This is a genomic window from Mannheimia haemolytica (assembly GCF_004342115.1).
Classification (GTDB): Bacteria; Pseudomonadota; Gammaproteobacteria; order Enterobacterales; family Pasteurellaceae; genus Mannheimia; species Mannheimia haemolytica.
Genome location: NZ_SMAC01000055.1, coordinates 1 through 4,973, shown reverse-complemented (window position 1 = coordinate 4,973; position 4,973 = coordinate 1). Strand labels below are relative to the sequence as shown.

The window sequence follows — 4,973 nt, the reverse complement described above, 5'->3', positions numbered from 1 at the left end:
GTTGAGCAGCGACTAGGCAATATGGAGAAGAAAATAGATGGGGTTGATAATAAACTCGATCTGTTACTACAACAATTCAAAAGATAAAATAATATTCCTTGAATAAACCGCCCTCGTGGCGGTTTTCTTTTCTGCTACAAAAAAACACAACAAAAATGTTGCAATACCAACAAAAATGTTGTATTATTTCCTTGCTGTTTTGATAAGGAGGTATCTTATGAAATACAGCGAGTTCCTGAGGTACTTACTTGCTCAAGGTTGCGAAATTGAAAACCATAGGCGAGGCAGTCATCGAAAGGTAACACTAAACGGAAAACAATCGGTTTTTCCTTATCACGGGAGCAAAGAGATTGGTACAGGTTTAGTAAATAAGATTAAGAAAGACTTAGATCTTAAATAACAAAGTCCCTCGAAAGAGGGGCTTTTCTAGGAGTTTATATGTTACGCTACCCAGTTGAAATTACCCCTGATGATAACGGCACATACCTTGTGACTTGCCCTGATATTCCTGAAATGGCAAGCGTAGGTGAGGACTTAGAAGAAGCCCTATTAGAAGCACAAGATGGCTTAGCCACAGCCCTTGAATTCTATTTTGATGATAGACGAGAAATACCAATGCCAAGCCCAATTAAAGAGGGACAACATACGGTTAATCTTACCGTGCTGCAATCAATGAAAGTATTTCTCTTAAATGAAATGATTAAACAAGGTGTACGTAAAGCAGAAATGGCAAGACGATTAGATGTACACTTACCACAGATAGATCGCCTATTAGATTTTAATCATTCCACAAAAGTAGAATTTGTTGAGAAAGCCTATGGTAAGCTAAATCAACGCTTTACTATTCTCCCTCACTAATAAAATAACCGCCTACGGGCGGTTTTCTTTTCCTAAGAACAATAAAACCCTCCGAAGAGGGCATTATTAAGCGTGAGCAGTTTCTCCATAATTTCCACCAAAATGAAAAGGCATAACAGGATTTAACCGCTGCTGCTTTAACTCCCATAAATCATATTTGGTTTGTAAGTTGAGCCATAACTTAGCCGTACTAATTCCTGCTTCTTCTAAACTTAACGCCAAATTTGCAGTCATTGGTGTTTTGCCGTGTAATACTCTTGATAAAGTTTCACGAGAAAACCCAAGATGATCTGCTAATTCTTTAATTTTGATGTTATTTGGTTCAATAAACCCATCTAATAAAACTTGACCTGGATGTGCTGGTTTACGCATAACTCCCCCTAATGATAATCTTCATAATTCAAAATATAAGCATCGCCATTTACAAATTCAAATGTAATCCGCCAGTTGCCATTAACCGTCATAGAATAAATGCCTTTTCGATTTCCTTTTAACTCGTGGCATTGGTAAAAAGGCATAAATTCATCAATACTTTCTGCTGAATCAATCAAATCTAAAATACCATCGATTTTACGCTGATGATTAAGCTGAATACCTTTTGTTATCCCTTTTTCAAAATATTGTTTTAAGCCTTTATGCTTGAAACTCTTAATCATAATGATACCCGCCAAACAAATGTGATATAAATATATCACAAAAAATAAGTAAGGCAAGATATTTCGAGTGTATTCCTGTGTAATTATCCTTTCTCTCTATGCATTCTGTTTAAAAAACAAGCAATCAAACAACCTTTCTAAAAATAAATTCTCTTTAAAATCAATTATTTATAAAGATATCTTTAAATAAATTCTTATTTATATAAAGTTTTATTTAAATAATACTTTACAATAAATAAAGATTTCTTTATTATACACCCATCAAAACAAACAACGCCACAGACAAAGGGGAAACCAAAATGAACGCACAAACAACGCTAAACAACCACAAAGACTACATTTTATGCGGACGCAAAGAAAAACGCACCAGTGATTTCATCAATGTGTTTGAGGTCTTTGAAAATGAAGCCACGCAAGAGTTTGTGATTGAAAGAGCAATGTTCAGAAATGGCAAGTTAATCGACTGGAACCAAAGCGACAAAATGAACGCTGAGCAAGCTCAACAACTTTGGCAAGCCTACATTCACTAAGAATTTTTATCAAAGCCCTTTACTGAGGGCTTGAATAAAGGTTCTAGACCTAGCCCACATAGCAGGCAATAGCCGAGAGATAAGCAGAGACTGTGGGATGTTCTTTAACAATTTAGTGCTTGTGCGGACGATATTAACAACCTCGAGCAGTTGTAAAGTAATGCTTTATCACTCGGCAAGGTTGGTTAGACCCTGACATACAAATTTGAACGACTTGCCAAACAGAGGTGGCAAGGTTTAGGCAACACACTCGCAAGGTGTGGAGAGCTGAAAAGGCAACACTGGTATCAGTCCTAAGCAATCACGCTTATCTCAAGTTTGAGTAAGTACGGATACAAGCAGCACCCGACGGAATGGCAAAAGCCGGACGGGCGACGGCGTGGGCAGACACGCATTATTCCAAAGCGTATTTAAGAAAGTATGTTCTGGAATATTTAACTAGAGGTAAATTATGAAGGTAAAACAATGCTTATTAATTTTATTTATTATCAACGTCAACCCTATTGGTTTGTTGATCCATAGCTGGGCTTTTAATAATTTTATTAATTATCAATGCAAAGACATCCAAGCAAAGGATAAACATTTGCCAAAAAGCTGTAGCAGCGACCAAATAAAAAATATAGAGCAATGTATAAGTAGGTAGTCCTGGTAGGGCATTAGCCAGTAAATGATCTTGTATATCTATTGGTATATATAGCCAACAGATAATAAAGGACAGAAACCAAGTTGTAATACGCATAACTATGTTATCAAAGTGTTCTTTTATTATAGAAAAGATAGAGGGTATCAATACTTCCCACATTGTAAAGTTCCTGATTTTTAGTGATGAGAGGAGAGGTCTTTAATTATATTCCTGCGAGTGGTGAGAGACAAGCAGGGCTTGCTGTCCGTGGCAAGTATAAAATCACGGACACTGTTTACTACAATCTAGACGTAAGTCGCTCCATTTGCCCACCGTAAAACGTGGGCTTTTTTTACCCGAAAGGACAATCCTATGAACAAAATGAAACAACTTGCCCCATTTGCCTTGCTAATTTTGCTATTAGGCATTGTCGGGCGAATGGATTATGACGACCACATACAAATGCAACGTTACAAATGCGAACGAAATCAAGGCGTTTGGCAAGTGGAAAGCAACGGCAATCAATACTGCGGAGGCAAATATGACACGAAATATTGAAACAGGCGTAGAGATTGTGGCGGTCGGCAAATTGCAGCATTCAACCTATCCACAATACAGCCGCCAAAACGCAATTATGTTGATTAACCGCAAAATTGAGCGGTTCAACGTTGGCAGAGATAAACCGATTTCACTTTATAAGGAGTAATAAAAATGGCAGGAATTAACAAAGTGATTATTGTCGGTCGCCTAGGTAACGACCCGGAACTACGAACAATGCCAAATGGCGATTCAGTCGCCAAAATCAGTGTGGCAACTTCGACCGAATGGACGGATAAAGTATCAGGCGATAAAAAACAAGCCACAGAATGGCATAGCATTATCGCCTTTCGGAATTTAGCTGACATTATTGGCAAATACCTGAAAAAAGGCTCACAAGTCTATGTTGAGGGCAAACTACGCACTCGCAAATGGCAAGCCCAAGACGGCACAGACCGCTGGACGACCGAAATCATCGCCGATCAGCTACAAATGCTCGGTAGCTCAAACAGCGGAAACAGCAATAATAATTGGGCAACCGAACCGGCAGGAAACCCACCGCCAACCAATCCATATAACCACGTAATGACGGATTCAGAATCACGAGATTTTGATGATGATATTCCGTTCTAATAATTTTATTCAAACCCTAATTAGGAGAACCCAAAATGGCAAAAACAAACGTACCTGAATTTTTAGATGAATTAGATTGCGGTATTTTCAAAGACAAGCTCGCAACAGCTCTTTCAGATGTGGCGTTAGGTGTACTAACCCACGATAAAAAGGGTAAGGTAACGGTTGAATTTAGCTTAGACAAAATGGATAGCGACAGCCCATCTGTTCAAATTCAGCACAAATTGAGCTACGTTAAACCAACTAAGCGTGGTAAATCAGCTGAAGAAGATACGACCGCCACACCAATGTATGTTCATAAAGGTGGGGCATTATCTGCTACACCTGAAAAAACAGAAACGGCAGTAAAAGAAAGCCCTAGCGGTTTAAAAGCTCTTTCTAAAGCAGCTGCTTAATTTTCGATAGCCACGTTAATGCGTGGCTTTATTTTTTACTCAAACAAAAGGAACTTAAAATGGACAAAACGACACTTCAACAAATCTCTGCTCTTGCTGTAGCTGCAACTAAAGAGGTTCAAACTGATTTTGGCACAGTAATGTTACCTGAAGGCATTACATTACAATCACTAGAGCATTTCCAAGCTCACCGTAACCAATTTCGTGCAGCGTTTTCAACACAGCGTTTTGGTAGCCTGATTGAATATGCTATCGCCAATTCCCAAGAAAACGCACAATGCTTTATCGACCAAGAGAAAATGAGTGCGGAAATTGTATTTGATATGGGCAACCGAGAACAAGCCGGTCACGCAAAACATCGTGCGAAATTAGCAATGAAGAAAACCGCAGCCTACAAAGCTCTATGCGAAATTAATGGCTCACGCCGCTCACAGCGTGATTTTTCTGATTTCCTCGAAGATTGGGGCGATTACTTAATAGCTTACCACCACGAAGATGAAATCAGTATTAAAAATGCCGTCCAAGCGGTGCGTAAAATGACGATTGACTACGCCCGAAATGAAGAACACGAACTTAGCGATTTTGCTGCTAAAAAATCAGCAATGGAATCGGTGGAAGCTAAATCTACACTGCAACTGCCAACTCATCTTGTATTTACTTGCAATCCATACAATGGCTTAGACACTCGATCATTTACTCTGCGTGTACAGGTGCTAACCGGTAGCGGTGAACCTGTACTAAC

11 protein-coding genes are annotated in these 4,973 nt (G+C 38.9%); 8 read left to right on the top strand and 3 right to left on the bottom strand.

Features of this window, described 5'->3' with window-relative positions; genetic code table 11:
• Positions 1–175: 175 nt before the first annotated feature.
• A complete protein-coding gene (locus EDC41_RS13170) occupies positions 176–400 on the top strand; it encodes a type II toxin-antitoxin system HicA family toxin (protein WP_318004554.1) in 225 nt (74 codons plus the stop codon).
• A gap of 38 nt (positions 401–438) precedes the next feature.
• Positions 439–858, top strand: a complete 420-nt coding sequence (locus EDC41_RS13165; RefSeq protein WP_006250984.1) for a type II toxin-antitoxin system HicB family antitoxin — start codon at positions 439–441, stop codon at positions 856–858.
• A gap of 66 nt (positions 859–924) precedes the next feature.
• On the opposite strand, the gene EDC41_RS13160 is transcribed toward EDC41_RS13165, so the two are convergent.
• Together EDC41_RS13160 and EDC41_RS13155 are read right to left on the bottom strand one after the other, a co-directional pair.
• Positions 925–1,230: a HigA family addiction module antitoxin gene (locus EDC41_RS13160; protein ID WP_006250985.1), complete on the bottom strand. Its 306-nt coding sequence runs from the start codon at positions 1,228–1,230 to the stop codon at positions 925–927.
• Positions 1,231–1,238: 8 nt separating this feature from the next.
• The gene (locus EDC41_RS13155; protein WP_006250986.1) at positions 1,239–1,514 is read right to left on the bottom strand and encodes a type II toxin-antitoxin system RelE/ParE family toxin; all 276 of its coding nucleotides are present in this window, start codon (positions 1,512–1,514) and stop codon (positions 1,239–1,241) included.
• Between the two features lie 299 nt (positions 1,515–1,813).
• On the opposite strand from EDC41_RS13155, the gene EDC41_RS13150 reads away from it, so the two are divergent.
• Positions 1,814–2,044, top strand: coding sequence for a hypothetical protein (locus tag EDC41_RS13150; RefSeq protein WP_006250987.1), 231 nt, complete (start codon positions 1,814–1,816; stop codon positions 2,042–2,044).
• 478 nt (positions 2,045–2,522) lie between these two features.
• On the opposite strand, the gene EDC41_RS13145 is transcribed toward EDC41_RS13150, so the two are convergent.
• On the bottom strand, positions 2,523–2,846 hold the full coding sequence (locus EDC41_RS13145; protein ID WP_006250988.1) for a hypothetical protein: 324 nt from the start codon (positions 2,844–2,846) through the stop codon (positions 2,523–2,525).
• Between the two features lie 192 nt (positions 2,847–3,038).
• On the opposite strand from EDC41_RS13145, the gene EDC41_RS13140 reads away from it, so the two are divergent.
• The 5 genes from EDC41_RS13140 to EDC41_RS13125 form a co-directional block, all read left to right on the top strand.
• Positions 3,039–3,224, top strand: coding sequence for a hypothetical protein (locus EDC41_RS13140; RefSeq protein WP_020824222.1), 186 nt, complete (start codon positions 3,039–3,041; stop codon positions 3,222–3,224).
• Positions 3,208–3,372 (top strand): hypothetical protein, encoded by a 165-nt coding sequence (locus EDC41_RS13635; protein WP_020824223.1) that lies wholly within the window; start codon positions 3,208–3,210, stop codon positions 3,370–3,372. Before EDC41_RS13140 ends, EDC41_RS13635 begins: the two co-directional genes overlap by 17 nt.
• A 5-nt stretch (positions 3,373–3,377) precedes the next feature.
• Positions 3,378–3,836, top strand: a complete 459-nt coding sequence (gene ssb, locus EDC41_RS13135) for a single-stranded DNA-binding protein (RefSeq protein ID WP_006253113.1) — start codon at positions 3,378–3,380, stop codon at positions 3,834–3,836.
• A gap of 35 nt (positions 3,837–3,871) precedes the next feature.
• Entirely contained in the window at positions 3,872–4,231 is a 360-nt protein-coding gene (locus tag EDC41_RS13130; protein ID WP_006250991.1) for a hypothetical protein, read from the top strand.
• Between the two features lie 59 nt (positions 4,232–4,290).
• Positions 4,291–4,973: DUF2303 family protein (locus tag EDC41_RS13125; RefSeq protein WP_132303716.1), on the top strand; the 683-nt coding region annotated here is incomplete at its 3' end.